The 19244-nt window shown below is 60.6% G+C and carries 21 protein-coding genes and 1 tRNA gene; 7 read left to right on the forward strand and 15 right to left on the reverse strand.

Translation table 11 applies throughout. The annotated features are described in order from the left end of the window. Positions 1–52: 52 nt before the first annotated feature. Positions 53–487 (forward strand): CBS domain-containing protein, encoded by a 435-nt coding sequence (locus KI610_RS12500; RefSeq protein ID WP_226495294.1) that lies wholly within the window; start codon positions 53–55, stop codon positions 485–487. An 82-nt stretch (positions 488–569) separates the two neighbouring features. Here KI610_RS12500 and KI610_RS12505 read toward each other — a convergent pair whose 3' ends face one another. The 4 genes from KI610_RS12505 to KI610_RS12520 form a co-directional block, all read right to left on the reverse strand. Then, a complete protein-coding gene (locus KI610_RS12505) occupies positions 570–950 on the reverse strand; it encodes a helix-turn-helix domain-containing protein (protein WP_226495295.1) in 381 nt (126 codons plus the stop codon). A gap of 1 nt (position 951) precedes the next feature. After that, on the reverse strand, positions 952–1257 hold the full coding sequence (locus KI610_RS12510) for a type II toxin-antitoxin system HigB family toxin (RefSeq protein ID WP_226495296.1): 306 nt from the start codon (positions 1255–1257) through the stop codon (positions 952–954). Positions 1258–1400: 143 nt separating this feature from the next. Then, on the reverse strand, positions 1401–1874 hold the full coding sequence (locus KI610_RS12515; protein WP_226495297.1) for an OmpA family protein: 474 nt from the start codon (positions 1872–1874) through the stop codon (positions 1401–1403). A gap of 49 nt (positions 1875–1923) precedes the next feature. Then, the gene (locus tag KI610_RS12520; protein WP_226495298.1) at positions 1924–2478 is read right to left on the reverse strand and encodes a YaeQ family protein; all 555 of its coding nucleotides are present in this window, start codon (positions 2476–2478) and stop codon (positions 1924–1926) included. Positions 2479–2569: 91 nt separating this feature from the next. On the opposite strand from KI610_RS12520, the gene KI610_RS12525 reads away from it, so the two are divergent. Genes KI610_RS12525 through KI610_RS12535 form a run of 3 tightly spaced genes read left to right on the forward strand, consistent with a single transcriptional unit; the run spans position 2570 to position 3792 of the window. Further along, positions 2570–3100 carry a DUF3617 domain-containing protein gene (locus KI610_RS12525; protein ID WP_226495299.1) on the forward strand — a complete coding sequence of 177 codons (531 nt, stop codon included), beginning with the start codon at positions 2570–2572 and terminating at the stop codon, positions 3098–3100. Positions 3101–3142: 42 nt separating this feature from the next. Further along, complete coding sequence (locus tag KI610_RS12530; protein ID WP_226495300.1) at positions 3143–3583, forward strand: rhodanese-like domain-containing protein; 441 nt, start codon at positions 3143–3145, stop codon at positions 3581–3583. Next, on the forward strand, positions 3577–3792 hold the full coding sequence (locus KI610_RS12535; protein ID WP_226495301.1) for a hypothetical protein: 216 nt from the start codon (positions 3577–3579) through the stop codon (positions 3790–3792). The genes KI610_RS12530 and KI610_RS12535 overlap by 7 nt, the downstream gene beginning before the upstream one ends. A gap of 155 nt (positions 3793–3947) precedes the next feature. On the opposite strand, the gene KI610_RS12540 is transcribed toward KI610_RS12535, so the two are convergent. The 9 genes from KI610_RS12540 to KI610_RS12580 all read right to left on the reverse strand — a co-directional run bounded on the left by KI610_RS12540 (position 3948) and on the right by KI610_RS12580 (position 12801). After that, positions 3948–5228 (reverse strand): hypothetical protein, encoded by a 1281-nt coding sequence (locus KI610_RS12540; RefSeq protein ID WP_226495302.1) that lies wholly within the window; start codon positions 5226–5228, stop codon positions 3948–3950. Between the two features lie 338 nt (positions 5229–5566). After that, a tRNA-Asn gene (locus tag KI610_RS12545) sits at positions 5567–5642 on the reverse strand. A gap of 100 nt (positions 5643–5742) precedes the next feature. Beyond that, positions 5743–6666, reverse strand: a complete 924-nt coding sequence (ylqF, locus tag KI610_RS12550; RefSeq protein ID WP_226495303.1) for a ribosome biogenesis GTPase YlqF — start codon at positions 6664–6666, stop codon at positions 5743–5745. Between the two features lie 17 nt (positions 6667–6683). Beyond that, on the reverse strand, positions 6684–6932 hold the full coding sequence (gene moaD, locus KI610_RS12555) for a molybdopterin converting factor subunit 1 (RefSeq protein WP_226495304.1): 249 nt from the start codon (positions 6930–6932) through the stop codon (positions 6684–6686). Beyond that, a complete protein-coding gene (locus KI610_RS12560; RefSeq protein WP_226495305.1) occupies positions 6929–8137 on the reverse strand; it encodes a molybdopterin molybdotransferase MoeA in 1209 nt (402 codons plus the stop codon). The genes moaD and KI610_RS12560 overlap by 4 nt, the downstream gene beginning before the upstream one ends. Further along, entirely contained in the window at positions 8131–8637 is a 507-nt protein-coding gene (mobB, locus tag KI610_RS12565) for a molybdopterin-guanine dinucleotide biosynthesis protein B (RefSeq protein ID WP_226495306.1), read from the reverse strand. The genes KI610_RS12560 and mobB overlap by 7 nt, the downstream gene beginning before the upstream one ends. 17 nt (positions 8638–8654) lie before the next feature. Further along, on the reverse strand, positions 8655–9788 hold the full coding sequence (locus KI610_RS12570) for a hypothetical protein (RefSeq protein ID WP_226495307.1): 1134 nt from the start codon (positions 9786–9788) through the stop codon (positions 8655–8657). Between the two features lie 5 nt (positions 9789–9793). After that, a complete protein-coding gene (locus KI610_RS12575; RefSeq protein ID WP_226495308.1) occupies positions 9794–11716 on the reverse strand; it encodes an ATP-dependent DNA helicase in 1923 nt (640 codons plus the stop codon). Positions 11717–11889: 173 nt separating this feature from the next. Next, positions 11890–12801: a LysR family transcriptional regulator gene (locus tag KI610_RS12580; RefSeq protein ID WP_226495309.1), complete on the reverse strand. Its 912-nt coding sequence runs from the start codon at positions 12799–12801 to the stop codon at positions 11890–11892. Positions 12802–12928: 127 nt separating this feature from the next. Between KI610_RS12580 and KI610_RS12585 the strand changes: the two genes are divergently transcribed. From KI610_RS12585 to KI610_RS12595, 3 genes are all read left to right on the forward strand, one after another. Beyond that, positions 12929–14044: an S-(hydroxymethyl)glutathione dehydrogenase/class III alcohol dehydrogenase gene (locus KI610_RS12585; RefSeq protein ID WP_404827402.1), complete on the forward strand. Its 1116-nt coding sequence runs from the start codon at positions 12929–12931 to the stop codon at positions 14042–14044. 10 nt (positions 14045–14054) lie between these two features. Further along, positions 14055–14906 carry an S-formylglutathione hydrolase gene (gene fghA / locus KI610_RS12590; protein ID WP_226495310.1) on the forward strand — a complete coding sequence of 284 codons (852 nt, stop codon included), beginning with the start codon at positions 14055–14057 and terminating at the stop codon, positions 14904–14906. 295 nt (positions 14907–15201) lie between these two features. Further along, positions 15202–15693 carry an RNase H family protein gene (locus tag KI610_RS12595; protein ID WP_226495311.1) on the forward strand — a complete coding sequence of 164 codons (492 nt, stop codon included), beginning with the start codon at positions 15202–15204 and terminating at the stop codon, positions 15691–15693. Positions 15694–15929: 236 nt separating this feature from the next. Here KI610_RS12595 and ppsA read toward each other — a convergent pair whose 3' ends face one another. Then, on the reverse strand, positions 15930–18305 hold the full coding sequence (ppsA, locus tag KI610_RS12600; protein ID WP_226495312.1) for a phosphoenolpyruvate synthase: 2376 nt from the start codon (positions 18303–18305) through the stop codon (positions 15930–15932). Positions 18306–18337: 32 nt separating this feature from the next. Next, positions 18338–19114, reverse strand: a complete 777-nt coding sequence (locus KI610_RS12605) for a GntR family transcriptional regulator (protein ID WP_226495313.1) — start codon at positions 19112–19114, stop codon at positions 18338–18340. Positions 19115–19244: the final 130 nt, after the last annotated feature.

Consider the following 19244-nt stretch of genomic DNA (forward strand, 5'->3'; position numbering starts at 1 on the left):
TGTCCTAGGTTGATGCTGCAAATTTACTCAACCCGAAGCGAAAGGATCCAACATGCCAAACCGCCTGGTTAGTGAAGTCATTAAAGGACGGCCATTCCCCACCACAGTCTCCGGCACCACCGTGCGTGAAGCTGCGATCATCATGAAGGAATGGCATTCATCGGCAATTCTCATCGTAGACAATGGCGTTCTCGCCGGCATCTGCACCGAACGCGACATCGTTTTTCGTGCGGTCGCCAACAACTGCGACCCGGCCAATACCGCAGTCAGCACCATCATGACCCGAAACATCCAGACCGTCGGCCTCGACAAGCCTTTCGGCCATGCCCTGCACCTCATGTACGAAGGCGGCTTCCGGCACATTCCCGTCGTTGATGAGGCCGGCCACCCGGTCGGCTTGCTGGCAGCGCACGACGCCCTCGATATGGACGGCCTGCAGATGGAACAGGATCTCGTCCGCCGCGAAGAAATCACCGTCATTCTTTAAAAATGACCAGCCTGCGCGTTATAAGCGCGCAGCAAAAACTCCCATCCCAGATACACGCAGCCTAGTGCAAACACAATTGGGATTAGGCGGCCAATGGCAATTTGGGCGGCTGAATCAGGCACTCAGCGGAAATGCCCAGTTTCTGGTGCAGTTTCCAAATCATGCTCAAGGTCAGTGGCCGTTTGCGGTTCAGAATCTCATAGACACGATTCAGCCGGCCGATGGCTGGCACCAAGTCTTTCGGGGTCAGCCCAGCCTGTTCCATGCGGAACTTGATGGCTTCGACCGGATCGGGCAAATCAATCGGATAGCGCTTGGCTTCGTAGACCTCAACAAGCGTCAGCAGGATTTCAAAACGGTCGCCATCCGGGGTACCGGGAGCCGGCTCATTGTCGAAATAGGCAGAGACTTCGCGTAGCGCCACCTTGTAGTCCTCCTCGGTGTGAATCGGGCGAATTTCCATGTCAGACCTCCATTTCTACAGTTTCAGCGTCTATCGCATCGTATTGCTTGTGTGTACCGATGAATTTCACATAGACCGCTTGGTATTGGTAGGCAACAGACACCACCAGTCGGTAATCATTGCCCTTGATGTTGAACACTACCCGGCGATTTTTGAGGATGCTTGCGCTCCGGTATTGCTCCTTGATTTCCGAGGGCTGCGCCCACCTGGCCCTCTTCGCTTCATCGGCCCAAGACTTGAGCGATTGTTCTGCATCCGGGTACTTTTCCCAGAACGCTCTCAAGAATTTGACGGCAACGATATGCATTGGTGAAGTATAGTCCCAAAATGGGACCAGTCAACTTTCCACCCAATCCATGGGCCAGCCTCAGGAGTAAATACCAAACACGGATTTCACATGGCAAAAAAAAGCGAGCCATTCAGGCTCGCCCTGCGCCAGACACAAAACCCTTACTGGACGCGGATTTCGACCCGCCGGCCCTCTTCGGGGCTACCCGTACCCAGCGTCGATTCCGGCTTGCGGAACTTGATCCGCTCGGCAGCAACGCCGCCCGCCACCAGCGCATCGCGCACCGACTGCGCACGGTGCTTGGCCAGCTGGGCATTCTGGGCCGGATCGCCGGAAGTATCGTGGAACCCGGAAAGCAGCACGATGGCCTTCGGGTTGGCCGCCAATGCCTCCAGCGTCTTGGCGACGACGCCCTTGTCCGCCTCGTCGAGCACCGCAGCGCCAAGGGCGAAATAAACCTTGGCCAGCGCCTCGCCTACCGGTGCGATCTCGCCCTGCTCGGCAACCGGCTTTGCCGCAGCCTGAACGTTCTTGCCGGCGCTCGCCCCATAAACCACCGCCACAACGGCCAGCACGATCCCGGCCAATACCCCGACGATTACCGCGGTTGATTCGTCTTCATCATTAGCAGCCATAGTCACCTCTCAAGAAAGTTGCTCGGAGCCACAAAAACGTCTTCGGATTCTATGCCGAATCGCTATCGAAGAGAACTCTCGGTGCCAGCTCGACGTGTTCCTGATCGCCACCGAGCCAGATCACCCCATCCTGAATCGTGCATTGCAGGCGCATGCCGCGTGCCGCCAGCGCAGCCAGCGCCTTGCCCTCCTCGACGCTCAACGACAGCACGCGCAGATTCTTCTGCCCCGACACCTTGCCCTGAGTCTGTTGCCACCACATTTCAGCGGTCCGCCCGCCATAACTGAGCACCATCACATGCCGCGAACGGTTGCAGGCCCGGCGAATCGCCTTCTCGTCAGGCAGCCCGACGTCGATCCAGCGCTCGACGCTGCCCGTCGGGTCAAGTTCCTGCAGGTCCGCCTCATCCTCGGTCGCCGACAGGCCGCGCCCGAAAGTCAGCGTCTCCGACGCATTCAGCGCGAAGGCGAGCAGGCGAACCATCATTCGCTCATCGGTTTCCGATGGGTGTCGGGCAATGGTCAGCGTGTAGTCGCCAAAATGCGAACGGTCGAGGTCGGCAAGCTGCAATTCGGCCTTGAAGATGGTGGATTTGAGCGCCATGCCGGTTCCCGTAAAAAGCGCGGATTATCCCATGACGCATTCCCCAAAGCAGACTACGATTATCACTAGCCAATCATCAGGAGATTCCGTCATGAGCCCACTGCGCATCCTTCCCCTGTTGCTCGCCAGCCTCTTCGCCGTTCAGGCCGATGCCGCCGATGCCCCGCGCCGCAAATCCGGGCTGTGGGAAATAAAGACCCAGATGCCCGGCATGCCCTCGCAAGGCCCGATGCAGATGTGCGTCGATCAGGCCAGCGATAACGTGATGCAGGAACGCGCCAAGGAAAAGGTCAATTGCCCGGTCATGGACGTCAGTCGCGGCGCCGGCAAGATGACCATTCACGCCGTCTGCAAACACGAAGGCGTGACCAGCACCAGCGATTCCGTCATCACCGGCGATTTCGACTCGGCCTACCGCAACGACATGGTGATCCGCTACGAACCGCCGCAGCACGGCATGAAAGAAATGAAGATGGTTCAGGAAGCCCGCTGGCTCGGCCCCTGCAAGGCCGGCCAAAAACCGGGCGACGTCGTCATGCCTGGCATGCAGAAATTCAACATGCAGGAAATGATGAACGATCCGCAGATGCGCGAAATGATGAAGCGCCAGCAAAAGCAGTAAAGCGCCCCATATAATCAGCGTTTTCTAATACACGAGATTGCCATGCGCCACCTGCTCCTAGCCTGCCTGATCGCCGCCACCAGCTTCGCCCACGCCGAAGTCATTGACATCGACAACGCCCAGCTCGACAAACTGCGCCAAAGCGGCGTCCCCGTCGTCGACATTCGCCTGCAATCGGAATGGGAAGAAACCGGCATCGTCGGCGGCAGCAAACTGCTCACATTCTTCGACGAAAGAGGCCGCGCCGACGCCCCAGCCTGGCTGGAAAAGGTCAAACCCTTCGCCAAGCCGAACGAGCCGGTCATCGTCATCTGCCGCACCGGCAACCGGACCAAGGCCGTCAGCCAGTTCCTCTCGCAACAAGCCGGCTACGCCACGGTCTACAACGTCAAGTCCGGCATCAAGGGCTGGATCGGCGCCGGCGGCCCGGTCGTCCCGGCAACGCAAACCATCGCCTTGTGCAAGGCCGCGAAAACTTGCTGAACCACGCCGTCGACCGCAAAAGGTGCGCCAGTTGCGAGCACTGGAGCGGTTGGCGCCAACCCGGTGAAGAACCGGGAACCGTCCTCATCGAAGCCGAAACCTCGGAAGGCCTCTGCCTTGGCGGCGGCTGGGACAACTCCGAACGCCGCGCCCGCTCGGCCTGCGGGCATTGGCGGATTTGGGAAGCGCTGGATCAGACGCCGCGATAACCCAGCATCCCGCTTGCCACGGTCAACCGGGAAAAATGGCAAAAATTGAAATGGGCTTGAAACATACGGGCCGCTGTAAAGCCAAATTAATCCATCCAAACTGTCACTTCAAATAATCATTTCTATTGATAGAAAAAGCACGAAAGGAAAATATGTTAACTCTCCAATTCTTCAAGACGTTTTTTTAGGAGCTCTAGTGAGTTTCGAGCCATCCTGACTGCCGTTTGCATTAACGGGGATAGATCCGCCAGCGTTCCCTCTACGATCTGAGCAATATAAGGGTCGAGGAACGGCTGACTTTTGCAGCCGATCAGCCAAGCATTAAGTGGCTCCCAGCAACCATTTAGCTCGTCTATTTTTGAATCTAGTAGCTTCACACATTGTTTGATGCGCCCAATACGTTCAAATCTTAAGGAAGGGTCTAGTTGAGAAACTTGCAGGAGTACATCTTGAGCATCTTTGCAATATGTCGAAATTGAAGTGTGTGCTGCGCGCACCAGTTCAACTTGTCGCTTGGCCCAATCGCCCAACTCACAACCGATAAAGTCATCCTCAAGTCGGATTTTTATTTCCTCGGCAGAGAGATCGTGCATCAAAATATCGCGCTCCAGAGTCGCAAGTACACTTAACCGCTCTTGTCTGCGGATACCTGATAGAACCACTTCAGCAATGGGGGCGATTAACGCAATTGAACCACTTAACAGCAGCACCGGTTCGAAAATTGCCGACGGTATTTTGTTTATGCTGATTGAAAAAAAGTAGACACTTGTACCGATAAAGAATAGCGGAAAAACTATTTGAAATATAAATATTGAAATAGACTGTTTATTTGCCGCCAATATAAATGGAGGCATGAAACCATTCTTTTTTATGTAGCGATCGTTATACAAAACGGCTCCAGAGAGGAGCACAGCAAACACGGACAACGACCACGTTGTAAGATTTAGAAAACGATAATTGAGATCCGAAAGCTCTGGCACTGTTCGCCAAGCCAAGTAAGATAAGAAAATACCAGGAGAAAATGAAACAATAATTATCAGAAGCGATAAGGGACTCCCGGCGCTCGCTGTCGCATTTACTTGGCGAAAGTCGTACGGTGAAGCATGGCGGCTAACGCTGAGGCTTTGATATAAATGGTGCGTAAAGAAAGTAATAGTCGTCAAGTAAGAACTAATTAGCCACAGGTAAGTCCAGCTAGGTTCTGCTTCTTTGATTATTGCCAACATAGGAACGGACTGCCACGCCATGTACGCAAGTCCAGCCAGGAGAGCCCATCTAGTTATTCCAGTATGTTGCTCCCGTTCGGAAATACGTTCATACAACTTCCGAATATATTCAAGGTATTGGCCAACCTGATTGTCATGGACTAGCGGAGCACCAATTACTTGGTAATTTACGCGATCAAGCCGGACTTCGGTATTCGAAATGGTGCGCATAACGCATGCCTACGTTTTTATTTTGGAGCTTTTAATTCTAACCGCATTTTTGTGTGGGGCTTGATGTAGCCTATGGAAAATGCAGATTAGAATATGTGGCGCGCTCTATTGAGTCCGAATGAATCGTCACTCGCTCCTAAGCCACGTCCCAAAACGCTCCGTGTTGTCATGCATAGAATTAGTCCAGATGTTCTTCACGCCATGAAAATCGGCGTCTCCAATGCTGAAAGGTTACTGGGACAGATCAAATTCTGAGCATGGCCGGCTACGCCTCAGCTATGCCGACCCAAAAACGCAAAAAGCCCAGTCTTTTGACCTGGGCTTTTTGCTTGTATTTCTGGCTCCCCGACCTGGGCTCGAACCAGGGACCTACGGATTAACAGTCCGGCGCTCTACCAACTGAGCTATCGAGGAACGGTGCTGTCGGCCTTGCGGCTGACAGGGCGCGGATTATATACAAATCCGCTGAGAGGCTGCAATAGAGAGCGTCTCCAGAGCAGCAAAAAATTGAAAATCAGGCTTTTCCGTCGTCGACCACAAGATCTGGATTCACTGGCAGTTTGCCCGCGGCCTTCAACTCGGCTTGCCGGGAAGCCCGCAGCGCTGGTGTTTCCAGGCTGATGCGGCCGAGGGCGCCGGAGCGGTAGTCGAGGATCAGGATGGCAGCGGCTCTTTCCATATCGAGTTCGCCGCCTCGCCCCTTGATCACGCAGCCGCGCTTTTTGGCGATGGCTTCGATGACGCCGACGGCATCCATACCTTCGGTGGCAAAGCCGTAGCGCGCCATGAGCAGCTTGGGGTAGACCTCGAGCAGGTAGTTGGCGAGCCAGGTGCCGACTTCTTCGTCGATGTAGGCATTGATGCCGACGGCGTGGCTGGCGGCGAGCATGAGGCCGTCGATGGGGTGGTCGATCTTCGGCCAGAGCATGCCCGGGGTGTCGTAGAGGGTCAGGCGGTTGCTGATGTCGATGCGCTGCTGGGTCTTGGTGACGGCCGGCTGGTCGCCGACTGCGGCGACTTTTTTCTTGACCAGCGCATTCATGAGCGTCGATTTGCCGACGTTGGGGATGCCCATGATCATGAGGCGCAGCGGCTTGACGGCGTCGTTGCGGTGCGGCGCCAGCTTCTGCGCCAGACCGGGGATGCGCGCCACGTCGCTGGCTTTCTTGCACGAAATGGCGACGGCCTTGACGCCGGGCTGGGCGTCAAAATAAGCCAGCCAGGCTTTGGTCGCTTCGGGGTCGGCCAGATCGGCCTTGTTGAGCAGTTTGAGGCACGGGCGCTGACGGAAGACGCGCAGCTCGTGGATCATCGGATTGCTGCTCGCTTGCGGCAGGCGGGCGTCGAGCACTTCGACGACGACGTCGGCCACGGCCAGCGTTTCGCCGGCCTTCTTGCGGGCCTGGGTCATGTGCCCCGGGAACCATTGGATGGACATTTATATTCTTTCTATTTTCAGCCGCCGGTGACCGGCGGGAAGAAGGCGATTTCGTCGCCGTCTTTTATTGTGGCATCAAGCTTGGCCATGTCCTGATTGACGGCGCAGCGCAGGTTTTTGGCGGTGGCCAGTTTGTCGCGCCCCTGCCCGACCAGCCAGTCACGCAGGCCGCCGACGGTGGTGATGCCGGCCGGCAATTCGATGGTTTCGCTAGGCAGGCCGAGGGCCTCCTTGAGGCCGGCGAAGTAGAGAATTTTGACGCTCACGACAGCAGCTCCGCGAAGGATACAAAACGCACGGTGTCGCCGACGGCGATGGTGTTGCCCGGCGGGTTGAGGACCAGCCCGTCGCTCCAGCACAGCGAGGTGACGACGGCCGAGCCTTGATTTTTGTATAACTCGACGGCGCCTTGCGCGTTGAGCGAAGCGCGCAGGAATTCGAGGCGGGCGCCATCTGCCCTGCCCCACACCGAGGCGGACGGCAGATTCAGGACGCGCGGCGAAACGCTGGCCGCCCCCTGCAAACGCAGGATGAACGGGCGAACCATGGTCAGGAAGGTGACGAAGGCGGCGACCGGATTGCCGGGCAGGCCGAGGAACCAGGCCTTGCCATCCGCCTTGCGGATTTCGCCGAAGGCCAGCGGCTTGCCGGGCTTGATGGCGATCTTCCACATGTCGAGCCGGCCTTCGGCTTCGACGGCCGGCTTGACGTGGTCTTCCTCGCCGACCGAAACGCCGCCGCTGGTCAGCACCAGATCGTTGTCGGCTGCGGCACGGCGCAAGGCATCGCGGGTCGCTTCGAGCGTATCGGCGATGGCGCCGAGGTCGCGGACTTCGCAGCCCATGCCTTCGAGCAGGGCGCGCAGCGCATAGCGGTTGGAGTTGTAGATGGCTCCGGGCGGCAGCGGCTCGCCCGGCTGGACGAGTTCGTCGCCGGTGAAGAAGACGCCGACGCGAACGCGGCGATAGACCGGCAGTTCGGGCAGGCCGGCCGAGGCGGCCAGGGCGATTTCCTGCGGGCGCAGCTTGGTGCCGGCCTTGAGGATTTCGGCGCCGACCGAGATGTCTTCGCCGGCCCGGCGGATGTTTTCGCCTTCGCGCGGCATATGGTTGATGACGACGCCGTTTTCACCGTGCTCGCAGCGTTCCTGCATGATCACGGCGTCGGCGCCGGCCGGGACCGGGGCGCCGGTGAAGATGCGGGCTGCCGTGCCGGGTTGCAATGTGGTGCCGACCGTGCCGGCCGGAATGCGCTGGCTGACCGGCAGGCAGACGCCGGCGGCGGTGATGTCGGCAACGCGCACGGCGTAACCGTCCATGGCCGAGTTGTCGAGCGGCGGTACTGCTACGGTCGACTGCTGGGAAACGGCCAGAATGCGCCCGGCGGCGGCGGTAATAGGCAGCGAGCGGATTTCCTCGACCGGCTGGGCGGCGGCCAGCAGTTTTTCCAGGGCTTCTTCAAAACTCAGCATGGGCGGGCCTGCAAATTAAGGTGGTTCATGACGAAATCGGCCATCGCGGCGTAGTCGTTGAGCGGCAGCGTCGGCAGGCTGGTTTCGATGGCGGCGTCGGTGGCCACGGCGACGATGTCGTGGCGCTCGGGGAAGAGCGGCGGCTTGCCGTTCTCCGGCCGGTAGACTTCGAGCTTGGGCACCGGTTCCTGCTTGAAGCCTTCGATTAGCACGAGATCGCAGGGTGAGAGGTGGCTGATCAGTTCGTTGAGCGTTGGTTCCACCTCGTCGCGCCGCTCGTGCATGAGCGCCCAGCGGTCGCCGCAGGAGAGCAGCACCTCGGTGGCGCCGGCTTCGCGGTGGCGGTACGAATCCTTGCCCGGCTTGTCGATGTCGAAACCGTGGTGGGCGTGCTTGATCACCGACACCTTGAGGCCACGCGCCGTCAGTTGGGGGATGAGCTTTTCCAGCAAAGTCGTCTTGCCGGAGCCGGAATAACCGGCGATACCGAAAATCTTCATGGGCGGATTTTACTCGCTCAGGCCACGAAAACCGGGGCGAAACCGCCGCCCGGCGTCCGGAAATTGGTGGTTTGGCCCTGGTACAGGCGGGCGGCGACGAGCTGGATGCGGCCGGCGTAGACGTAGCAGCGGATGTCGGCTTTCATGGTCGTTTCGACACCATCGACCGGCACGACATGCTCGGACGGATGCGCAATTTCCTGGGCGATGTAGCCGCCGTGCAGGATTTCTTCGAAGACCCGCTTGGTCAGCTTGTCGCCGCGATAGGCGGCGCGGCTGCCGAAGCCGGCTGGCGGTTTGAAGAACCAGCGTTTGCGCTCGGCCCAGAATTGCTCGCCCTGCTCCGGCGTGACGGCGACGGTTTTCGGGATGCCGGCGAGCAGGGTCTGGCGGGTTGCCTCGTCGACGCCGAGCGCCTGCAGCGCGGCCTCATCGGAGAGCTGCATGAGGTTGCGCTTGTCGGCGTAGAGGGCGTGGGCGCGTGGATGCGGCGTGACGACGACGCCACCCGATTCGAAAATTGCTCGAATTTTCCGGTTGACCGTGGCATCGAGCGCGAAGTCGGTCAGGCGGTTGTAGATCAGGTCGATGGGCTGGCCGGCGTGCAAAAGCTGCTGGCCGTCGCTCTCGAATTCGCCCGGATCGGCCACCACGGCGGCGATGCCGTGCTGCTCGAACAATTCCTTGAAGAGCGCGAATTCGGGGGCGAGAAACTGCTCGGCCGGGTTTTCATCGACGATGGCGATGCGGCGCAGCGGTGCGTCACCGCGTTCCAGGCGCCATTCCTCGCGGAACATGGCAACGTATTCGTCGCGAATCCGCGCGGCCTCTTCCGCATGGCCATGCGAAGCAAGCAGGTAGGCGTTGAGCAGACCGCCGCCAGCGTTGGTGTTGATCTCGATGAGCTTGGGGCCGGTTTCGGTCAGGTGAAAATCGTAGCCCATGAAAACGCCGCGCGACTTGACCGGCAGGCGGGCGATTTCCGGCGCCTGGGCCAGCGCATGTGCCTGATAGGCGGGCATTGCGATGACTGACTCAATGGCGGTAATGATGTTGGCCATGGCCTGCATCGGCCCGACGGCGATGGTGATGTCGGCGCTGGAGAAGAATTGCGGCTGCTGCGCGCGCATTTGCTCGAAGATGGTTTTCATCCGCTTTACCGGTTGGCGAAGAAATCGAGGACGACCTGCAGTTCGCGGGTTCGTTTCATGGGCGGCAGACTTTGCCAGACGCGGCGGCCGTAGGGCTTTGATATGAGTCGTGGATCGCACATCATGAGCACGCCTTTGTCGTTCTCGTCGCGGATCAGCCGGCCGGCGCCCTGCTTGACGTTGATGACAGCGCGCGGCAGCTGGTATTCCATGAAGGCGTTGCGGCCTTCCTTTTTCATCTGCTCGATGCGCGCCGAGAGCACGGGGTCGTCGGGCGGCGCGAAGGGAATCTTGTCGATGACGACGAGCGACAGCGCCTCGCCGCGCACGTCGACGCCTTCCCAGAAGCTCTGGCTGCCGACCAGGATGGAATTGCCGTGGTGGCGGAAGCGTTGCAGCAGATCGTTCTTGCTGCCCTCGCCCTGGACGAGCAGCGGCATGTCGATGTTTTCGTCTTCGAGCTTGGCCTTGAGCAGTTCGTGCGTGCGGCGCATGGCACGCAAGCTGGTGCACAGGAAGAAGGCGCCGCCGTTGGCCGCCTTGACGGCCGGCCAGGCAGCGTCGACGACGGCATCGGTGTAGTTCCAGTCGTTCGGGTCGGGCATGCCGAGCGGCGCGTAGAGGATGGCCTGCTTGTCGTAGTCGAAGGGGCTGTGCCAGCAGGCGGAATCCGGCTCGCCGAGGCCGAGTTCGGCGCAGTAGTGGTGGAACTTGCCCTGCACGGCCAAGGTGGCCGAGGTGAAGATCCACGCCCGCGGATGGCCGCCCATCTGCTTGCGGAAAATTTCGGCGACATTGAGCGGTGTCGCGTTGAGCTGCAGCGAATGGGTGAAGGCTTCGGCCCAGCGGACGTAGCCGGGCGTCGGGTTCTGCCACTGGGCGAGGTGCTGGACGAGTTCGGTGGCGCGCTGCCAGCATTTCTCGAGGCCCTCGGCGCGTTCGGCCTGGGTTTCGAGCAAGGCGGCGAAGGCCACCACTTCGGCCTCTAGCGCCTTGAGGGCGGCTTCAAAATCAGGCTTTTCTTCCAGTTGACCGTAGGAGAAGCGGCCGCTGTCGACGCCGACGGCCAGCCGCAAGTCCTTGGCGGCCTTTTCGACCTTCTTGCTGGTTTCCGGCAGAGCCAGGCAGTCGCGGGCGTTGGTCAGCGCTTCGGCGCGGACGTCGCGGGCCAGATCGAGGACCTGCGCCGTCGAAATGCTGTCGCCGAAGAAGAGCGTCGCTACTTCCGGCAGCTGGTGGGCTTCGTCGAAGATGACCGTGTTGCAGGCGGGGAGCAGTTCGGCCATGCCTTCGTCGCGAAGCATGACGTCGGCGAAGAACAGGTGGTGATTAACGACGACCAGATCGGCCGCCATCGCCTCGCGCCGGGCGAGCATGACGAAGCATTCCTTGTAGTCCGGGCATTCCTGGCCAAGGCAGTTGTCGCGCGTCGAGGTGGCGTGGCTCCACACTGGCGAATTCTCGGAAACCTCGATGCATTCAGCCTTGTCGCCGCTCTGCGTGGTCTTGGCGAAAACCGAGATGCGACGGGCATCGGCGGCGTCCTCGCGGGTCAGGAAACGGCCGTCGGCGATGGCGTGTTGCAGGTGATAAGGACAAACGTAGTTGGCCCGGCCCTTGAGCAGCGCGATCTTCACCGGTGCCTTGAGCGCGTCGCGGACCATCGGCAGGTCCTTGTTGAAGAGCTGATCCTGCAGTGTTTTGGTGCCGGTGGAGACGATTACCTTGCCGTTCGACTGCAAGGCCGGGACGAGGTAGGCGAAAGTCTTGCCCGTGCCGGTGCCGGCCTCGGCGATGAAGACCGAACAGCCCTTGATGGCGGCGGCGATGCGCTCGGCCATGTCAAGCTGCTGTTCGCGGATGCGATAACCGCTGATGGCCCGGGCGAGCGGGCCTTCGGGAGAGAATATTTCCGGGAGGGAAGACAAGGGAAGAAGCCTGAAAAATCAGGGCCGAATCTTAGCAGATGCGGGGTCTGCCGACGTCATTCCAACCCCTCCCGGCCTCCCCTTATCAGGGGAGGAGAACCCCAAACCGAGCGCGATCAAGCCCCCTCCCCTGACAAGGGGAGGGCTGGGGAGGGGTTTTACGGACGGCTCAATCAGGCCCGCTGATCGTCAGCCTGCCCCCGATATTCCGGGCACAGCGCCAACCCCGCCTTCAGCGCATCGACCAGCAGACGCACCTTGGGCAGCGAGTAGCGCCGTTGCGGATAAACGGCCCAGACAGCGGTATTCGGCGGCTGATTGGCGTCGAGCAGGGAAACCAGCTCGCCCCGGCGCAAGGGTTCGAGGACGTAATAATCGGGCAGTTGGCACAAGCCAAAACCGCGCAGCGCGGCATCGAGCACGGCCTGACCGCTGTTGCAGCGCCAGTTGCCACTGGGCCGGAACTGGTGCTCGTGCCCATTTTGCTGAAAGCTCCAGGTGTCGCCGGTGCCGATCAGGCAGTTGTGCTGGCCGAGTTCGGACAGCGTATGCGGCCGGCCATATTTTTCCAGGTAGGCCGGCGCGGCGCACAGGTACATGGCGCGCGGTGCGAGCCGGGTGGCGACCAGGCTCGATTCGCTGAGCCGGCCGAGGCGGATGGCCAGATCGAAGCCCTCGTGCACCATGTCGAGGGTGCGGTTGGTCAGTTCGATTTCAACCTTGAGCGCCGGGTAGCCTGCCATGAACTCATTGACCAGCGGCACGATGAAACGCTCGCCGTAGGCGACGGCGGCCGTCATGCGCAGCAGGCCGGTCGGCGCGCTGTGCAGGTCGCTGATAGTCAGGAAGGCTTCGTCGCGCTCTTCAATCAGGCGCTGGCAACGGGCGAGGAAAGTCTGGCCGGCTTCGGTCAGCGAAACGCGGCGCGTCGTCCGGTAGAGCAGCCGGGCTTGCAGGCGTTCTTCGAGCAATGCCACCTGCCGGCTGACATGCGACGACGACAGGCGCAGGCGCTCGGCGGCACGCGAGAAGTTGCCGCACTCGGCGACGGCGACAAATTCATCCAGCCCTTCCCAGCGACTCATTTTCTGCGCCTTCCCCGACGAATTTGATTATCCCTGTTCAGCAACAATCATTCCTTGAATGCCAATTTATCCGCAACCAGGCGCTAATTATACTCAGCACCATTGTCACCATTCCGTGAGTTCCGCCATGTCGATCAAGTCCCGCGCCGCCGTCGCCTTTGCTGCTGGCCAGCCCCTGCAAATCGTCGAAGTCGATGTCGAGGCGCCCAAGGCTGGCGAAGTCCTGGTCCGCATCGTCGCCTCCGGCGTCTGCCATACCGATGCCTTCACGCTGTCCGGCGACGATCCGGAAGGCATTTTCCCGTCCATCCTCGGCCATGAGGGCGGTGGCATTATCGAAGCCATCGGCGAAGGCGTCACCTCGCTGGCTGTCGGCGACCACGTCATTCCGCTGTACACGGCCGAATGCGGCAAATGCAAGTTCTGCCTGTCAGGCAAGACCAACCTCTGCCAGGCCGTGCGCGCCACCCAGGGCAAGGGCCTGATGCCGGACGGCACGACCCGCTTTTCCTACAAGGGCCAGCCGATCTACCACTACATGGGCTGCTCGACTTTCTCCGAATACACCGTGCTGCCGGAAATCTCGCTGGCCAAGATCCCGAAGAGCGCACCGCTCGAAAAGGTCTGCCTGCTCGGCTGCGGTGTCACCACCGGCATCGGCGCCGTGCTCAATACCGCCAAGGTGGAAGAAGGCGCCACCGTCGCCGTGTTCGGGCTGGGCGGCATCGGCCTGGCGGCGATCATCGGCGCCAAGATGGCCAAGGCTTCGCGCATCATCGCCATCGACATCAACCCCGCCAAGTTTGAAATCGCCCGCAAACTGGGTGCCACCGACTGCGTCAATCCGAAACATTTCGACGTCCCGATTCAGGAACTCATCGTCGAAATGACCGACGGTGGCGTCGATTACTCCTTCGAGTGCGTCGGCAACGTGAGCCTGATGCGCGCTGCGCTCGAGTGCTGCCACAAGGGTTGGGGCGAATCGACCATCATCGGCGTCGCCGGGGCCGGCCAGGAAATCTCCACCCGCCCCTTCCAGCTCGTCACCGGCCGGGTCTGGCGTGGTTCGGCCTTCGGCGGCGTCAAGGGCCGCACGGAACTGCCGGGCTATGTCGAGAAGGCGCGCACCGGCGAAATCCCGCTCGACACCTTCATCACGCATACCATGCCGCTCGAAGAGATCAACACCGCCTTCGACCTGATGCACGAAGGCAAGAGCATCCGCACGGTCATTCATTTCTAAGGCACCGGCCATGACGCTCGAAAACCTTTCCTGCCAGAAAAGCGCCGGCGGCTGGACCAAGCGCTACCGGCACCGCTCGACGACGCTTGGCTGCAACATGACGTTCTCGATCTATCTGCCGCCGCAGATAGAAAGCGGTGAGAAGCTGCCGGTGCTCTACTGGCTGTCCGGCCTGAGCTGCACCGACGAGACTTTCATGCAGAAAGCCGGCGCCCAGCGGATTGCCGCCGAACTCGGCATGGTTATCGTCGCCCCCGACACCAGCCCGCGCGGCGATGACGTGCCGGGCGATCCGGATGGCGGCTGGGATTTCGGCCACGGTGCCGGCTTTTACCTTAACGCAACACAAGCGCCGTGGGCGCAGCATTACCGAATGCACGACTACGTGGTGCACGAACTGCCGGCGCTGATCGAAGCCAGCTTTCCGGTGTCGGACAAACGCGGCATCAGCGGCCATTCGATGGGCGGCCATGGGGCGCTGGTCTGCGCCCTGCGCAACCCGGGCCGCTACCAGTCGCTTTCGGCCTTCGCGCCAATCTGCAACCCGATGATCGTGCCCTGGGGCGAAAAAGCTTTCTCGCGTTACCTCGGCGAAGACCGCTCGCAATGGCGCGAATGGGATGCCAGCCAGCTCATTGCCACGGCGGCCGAAAAACTGCCGATCCTGATCGATCAGGGCGACCGCGACCAGTTCCTGAGCGTCCAGCTCAAACCGGAGGTCTTGCAGGTCGCCGCGCTGGCTGCCGGACACCCGCTCGACTTGCGCATGCAGCACGGCTACGACCACAGCTATTATTTCATCGCCAGTTTCATCGAAGACCACCTGCGCCATCACGCCCGGGCACTCCTGCCGTCAGCCTGAGAATCACGCCGCCTTCGGTCAGAAAGCCGATGGCGGCGTGCTCTGCGGCAGCGCAATACGGCTGCGCACACAACGACACGCACTGTTGCAAACGGTTACTTGAAGTCCGCTGGCCCGTCCCTTATCTTGGACACATGCGCTGACCAGACATCAGCCCTGACGGCCCTACCCACCTCCCCCTCCCCCGGGCCGTCCAGAAAGCCTCGTACTCCCCCCGGTACGAGGCTTTCGCCTTTTCAGGGCGGCACTTTCGGCTATCCTTTCAGCCAACGCATTCGCCCGCCAGCCAGCCAGCATGTCGAAAAGACGAAAAAAGAAAATTGCCCGAGTCATCCACCCGTCGGTGAGCCCGCTGCCCTTACGACTCGCCCCGCTCTACGCCGGACACCTGCAGGTCTTCAGCGACGCCAGCCAGAAACGGCACGGCGGACTCGCCGCCATCCTCTTTGCCACGCCGGACAGCGACGCGGTCGTCAGGTCGCGCACCGTGCCCATCATCGGCAGCAACGAACTCGAACTGCAGGCAACGCTTTTTGCACTGGAACAGGCCCGAGACCTGTTCCCCGGCCAACAGTTCGCGTTGTTTTCGGATAATCAGGACGCAGTGCTTCGGCTCAACCGCTGCAAGACCGAAGGTCTGGAGCAGGACCCCGAGTTGCGGCAGATGCTCGGCGAGCAGGAACTAGTCGTCACCCTGGCCAATGCGTCCATTTGCTGGATCAAGGGACACGGCAGTTGCCGGGGCAACATCCTGGCCGATCAGCACGCGGCGGAGGCCGCGCGCTAGGCCCTACCAACCTAAGGGGGTGACGAAGACTTCATCGGGTCGGCGCAACTGGCAGCGTATGCGAGCCTTCGATCAGATCGCCGACACATCCATTTATGGCCTCGTCATCGTCTGGTTTATTCATTTAAGCAACGACTATCAAGTCAACGAAACGAAAAAGGCCGGGATCGCTCCCGGCCATTTCATTTTTGGCTCATTTTTCCGGTTGACCGTGGAAACCACGGTCTTCGCGGCAATCAGGCCTTCTTGTGACTCGCCAGTTGCGTCCACGTGTCGACCACGGTATCCGGGTTCAGCGAGATGCTGCTGATGCCCTGATCCATCAGCCATTCGGCCAGATCGGGGTGGTCGGACGGGCCTTGGCCGCAGATGCCGATGTATTTGCCCATCTTGTTGGCGGCCGAGATCGCCATCGAGAGCAGCATCTTGACGGCCGGGTCGCGTTCGTCGAAGAGGTTGGCGACGAGGCCGGAGTCGCGGTCGAGGCCGAGGGTGAGCTGGGTCAGGTCGTTCGAGCCGATCGAGAAGCCGTCGAAGATCTTGAGGAAATCTTCGGCCAGCAGCGCGTTGGACGGGATTTCGCACATCATGATGAGCTTGAGGTCGTTCTCGCCCTGCTTGAGGCCATGTTCAGCCAGCAGATCGACGACGCCCTGGCCTTCGCCGACGGTGCGGACAAACGGCACCATCAGTTGCACGTTGGTCAGGCCCATTTCTTCGCGGACCTTCTTCATGGCGCGGCATTCCATCTCGAAACAGTCGCGGAAGGACTGGGCGATGTAACGAGAGGCGCCGCGGAAGCCGAGCATCGGGTTTTCTTCTTCCGGCTCGTAGAGCTCGCCGCCGAGCAGCTTGCGGTACTCGTTGGACTTGAAGTCGGAGAGACGGACGATGACCGGGTTCGGCCAGAAGGCGGCGGCGATGGTGGACACGCCTTCAACCAGCTTCTCGACGAAGAATTCCTTCGGCGAAGCGTAGCCACGGGCGCGGCGCTTGATTTCGTCGCGCTTCGAAGCCGGCAGACGCTCGACGTCGAGGATGGCCTTGGGGTGGATGCCGATGACGTTGTTGATGATGAACTCGACGCGGGCCAGACCGACGCCGGCGTTTGGCAGTTGGGCGAATTCGAAGGCCAGTTCCGGGTTGCCGACGTTCATCATGACCTTGACCGGGACGTCCGGCATGGCGGTGATATCGCGCGTCGTGACTTCGAAATCGAGGCTGCCGCGATAGACGTGGCCGGTGTCGCCTTCTGTACAGGATGCCGTGACGATTTCGCCTTCGGTCAGCGTTTCGGTGGCGTCACCGCAACCGACGATGGCCGGGATGCCCAGTTCGCGGGCGATGATGGCGGCGTGGCAGGTCCGGCCGCCACGGTTGGTGACGATGGCCGAAGCGCGCTTCATGACCGGTTCCCAGTTCGGGTCGGTCATGTCGGCAACGAGCACGTCACCCGGCTTGACCTGGTCCATTTCCTTCGGGTCCTTGACGATGCGGACCGGGCCGACACCGATCTTCTGACCGATGGCGCGGCCGGAAGCGAGCACCTTGGAGAAGGACTTGAGCTTGAATTTTTCAACCTTGCCGGCCCCGGCCTGCGACTGCACGGTTTCCGGACGGGCTTGCAGGATGTAGAGCTTGCCGTCGATACCATCCTTGCCCCACTCGATGTCCATCGGACGACCGTAGTGCTTTTCGATGATCATGGCGTAGCGGGCCAGTTCCATGACTTCTTCGTCATTGAGCGAGAACTGGTGGCGCAGGGATTCTTCGACTTCCTCGGTGATCACCGACTTGCCGGCGACCTTTTCAGCCGAGAAGGTCATCTTGATCATCTTGGAACCGAGGTTGCGACGCACGACGGCATGCTTGCCAGCGGCCAGCATGGGCTTGTGCACGTAGAACTCGTCCGGATTGACGGCGCCCTGAACGACCGTTTCGCCGAGGCCGTAGCTTGAGGTCACGAAGACGGCATCACGGAAACCGGATTCGGTGTCGAGCGTGAACATCACGCCGGCGGCGCCCTTGTCCGAGCGAACCATGCGCTGGATACCGGCCGACAGGGCGACGTCGGCATGGACGAAGCCTTTGTGCACGCGGTAGGAAATGGCGCGGTCGTTGTACAGGGAAGCGAACACTTCCTTGATGGCGTGCAGGATGTTTTCCAGGCCGACGATGTTCAGGAAGGTTTCCTGCTGACCGGCAAAGGAAGCGTCCGGCAAGTCTTCAGCGGTAGCCGAGGAGCGCACGGCGAAGGACATGTCGGTAGTCGAATCGGCGACCAGGCGCTGGTACTGCTCGGTGATGGCGATGGTCAGGTCCATCGGGAACGGGGTGTCCATGATCCATTGGCGGATCTCGGCACCGGTCTTGACCAGGGTATTGACGTCATCGACATCGAGCACGTCGAGCACCGCGTTGATCTTGGCGTCGAGGCCGGACTGGGCGAGAAAATCGCGGTAGGCCTGGGCCGTCGTGGCGAAGCCGCCCGGCACGCGAACGCCGGTGTCAGCCAACTGGCTGATCATTTCACCGAGGGAAGAATTCTTGCCGCCGACTTTGTCGACGTCGTTCATTCGGAGTTTTTCGAAAGGTAGGACGAGCGGTTCCATGGGGGTTCCTTGCAGGAAAGTTGAATTGAAAATCAGGAAGTGGAGTCGGAAAAATCAGGACTGAGACGACGGGCAGCCGTTTCGCGGCGGGCGACGCTGCGCAGGGTTTGGGCCAGCGTTTCGCGGACGAAATCGATGTGCGTTTCGGCGGCAGCGCGGGCAGCCTGCGGCTTGCGCCCGGCAATCGCCTCGTAGATGGCGGCGTGCTGGCTCTTGAGCAAGGCGCCGGCCGCCGGCACGGTTTTCAGTTCGCCCAGATTGAGGCGGATGTTGTCGTGCATGAGGCGCAGCAGGGCCGAAGACAGATGGCCAAGCAGCGCATTGTGGGCAGCCTCGCCGACGGCCTGATGAAAGGCGATATCGGCCTCGGAGCGCTGATCCATGTTTTCGTTGGTAAAGGTCGCATTCAGTGCGGCGAAGCGCTGGCCGAGTCGCGTCAAGTCAGCTTCGGTGGCGCGCTCGGCGGCCCACTCGGCGGCCTGGCCTTCGAGCATGCGGCGGAATTCGAGCATGTCTTCGCGCAGGTTCGGATGGCTGCCCATCATGTCCTGCCACGGGTCGAAAAAAGTCGCTTCGAGCGCATTGGTGACGTACGTGCCGCCGCCCTGCTTGCTCTGTACCATGCCCTTGGATGCCAGTTTCTGGATCGCTTCACGCAGCGACGGACGCGAGACGCCAAACTCGGTCGCCAGTTCGCGCTCCGGCGGCAGGCGGTCGCCGGATTTCAGCGAGCCTTCCAGAATGCGGCGCTCCAACGAAGCAGCGACGGCATCGGAAATACGCGGGACCTGCACTTTATTGAGGGGCATCGGGCTCGGCATGATTGGTAAGACCAGCACATTCTAATCAGCGTTTCGGCAAAGTGCAAGCGTAGGATATTCCCTTAGTTTATTGACTAAGTCACGGTATTCACGTAAATTTTCACCTACACGAATATTG

This window comes from Ferribacterium limneticum (genome assembly GCF_020510565.1).
GTDB lineage: Bacteria > Pseudomonadota > Gammaproteobacteria > Burkholderiales > Rhodocyclaceae > Azonexus > Azonexus limneticus_B.

Coding starts and splice junctions, on each gene's coding strand:
- KI610_RS12530 (WP_226495300.1), top strand. CDS start 3,143: ATGCGCCACCTGCTCCTAGCCTGCCTGATCGCCGCCACCAGCTTCGCC.
- KI610_RS12520 (WP_226495298.1), bottom strand. CDS start 2,478: ATGGCGCTCAAATCCACCATCTTCAAGGCCGAATTGCAGCTTGCCGAC.
- KI610_RS12540 (WP_226495302.1), bottom strand. CDS start 5,228: ATGCGCACCATTTCGAATACCGAAGTCCGGCTTGATCGCGTAAATTAC.
- mobB (WP_226495306.1), bottom strand. CDS start 8,637: ATGAAGATTTTCGGTATCGCCGGTTATTCCGGCTCCGGCAAGACGACT.
- KI610_RS12570 (WP_226495307.1), bottom strand. CDS start 9,788: ATGAAAACCATCTTCGAGCAAATGCGCGCGCAGCAGCCGCAATTCTTC.
- ppsA (WP_226495312.1), bottom strand. CDS start 18,305: ATGGAACCGCTCGTCCTACCTTTCGAAAAACTCCGAATGAACGACGTC.
- KI610_RS12505 (WP_226495295.1), bottom strand. CDS start 950: ATGGAAATTCGCCCGATTCACACCGAGGAGGACTACAAGGTGGCGCTA.
- KI610_RS12525 (WP_226495299.1), top strand. CDS start 2,570: ATGAGCCCACTGCGCATCCTTCCCCTGTTGCTCGCCAGCCTCTTCGCC.
- KI610_RS12605 (WP_226495313.1), bottom strand. CDS start 19,114: ATGCCCCTCAATAAAGTGCAGGTCCCGCGTATTTCCGATGCCGTCGCT.
- KI610_RS12510 (WP_226495296.1), bottom strand. CDS start 1,257: ATGCATATCGTTGCCGTCAAATTCTTGAGAGCGTTCTGGGAAAAGTAC.
- KI610_RS12560 (WP_226495305.1), bottom strand. CDS start 8,137: ATGCTGAGTTTTGAAGAAGCCCTGGAAAAACTGCTGGCCGCCGCCCAG.
- KI610_RS12500 (WP_226495294.1), top strand. CDS start 53: ATGCCAAACCGCCTGGTTAGTGAAGTCATTAAAGGACGGCCATTCCCC.
- ylqF (WP_226495303.1), bottom strand. CDS start 6,666: ATGTCCATCCAATGGTTCCCGGGGCACATGACCCAGGCCCGCAAGAAG.
- KI610_RS12580 (WP_226495309.1), bottom strand. CDS start 12,801: ATGAGTCGCTGGGAAGGGCTGGATGAATTTGTCGCCGTCGCCGAGTGC.
- KI610_RS12595 (WP_226495311.1), top strand. CDS start 15,202: ATGTCGAAAAGACGAAAAAAGAAAATTGCCCGAGTCATCCACCCGTCG.
- fghA (WP_226495310.1), top strand. CDS start 14,055: ATGACGCTCGAAAACCTTTCCTGCCAGAAAAGCGCCGGCGGCTGGACC.
- KI610_RS12515 (WP_226495297.1), bottom strand. CDS start 1,874: ATGGCTGCTAATGATGAAGACGAATCAACCGCGGTAATCGTCGGGGTA.
- KI610_RS12585 (WP_404827402.1), top strand. CDS start 12,929: ATGTCGATCAAGTCCCGCGCCGCCGTCGCCTTTGCTGCTGGCCAGCCC.